Source organism: Streptomyces millisiae, assembly GCF_031845425.1.
Classification (GTDB): domain Bacteria; phylum Actinomycetota; class Actinomycetes; order Streptomycetales; family Streptomycetaceae; genus Streptomyces; species Streptomyces millisiae.
In genome coordinates this window covers 1-385 of the sequence record NZ_JAVREM010000424.1, presented here as the reverse complement: position 1 = coordinate 385, position 385 = coordinate 1, and the positions used below count along the sequence as shown (strand labels likewise).

At 74.0% G+C, this 385-nt stretch carries 1 pseudogene; it reads right to left on the bottom strand.

Going from position 1 to position 385, the window contains the following annotated elements:
* Window positions 1-317: pseudogene (locus tag RNC47_RS37395) on the bottom strand (hypothetical protein); the annotation flags it as partial.
* Window positions 318-385: the final 68 nt, after the last annotated feature.

Here is a 385-nt window from a genome sequence, read left to right as displayed (position 1 = left end):
TCGTACGCGTCGGTGATCAGAACCAGGGCCCCGGAGCGGCACTCGAACCGGGCCCGCAGGAACGCGGCGACCCGCTCGCGGTCGACGTCGGTCAGCCCGAAGTGCTCGTGCGCGACGTCCAGCACGACCTGGACGTTGACCCGCTCGCGGTCGCGCGCCAGTTCCTTCAGGGACAGCGTCGGCATCCGGTGGCGCAACGCGCGGCGGGCGGCGGTGATGGCGATATCCGCCGATGCCCGCAGCTGGGCGTCCAGATGGGCGGCGCCCCGCGCGGCGGCCTGGCGCTCGCGCCGGCGCCGGAGGAACTTGGGGGTCACCGCGTGCTCCTCGCGGTCGGGGACGGGGTGCTGGCAGTACATGCCCGGCAACGGGCTCGGCACAACCA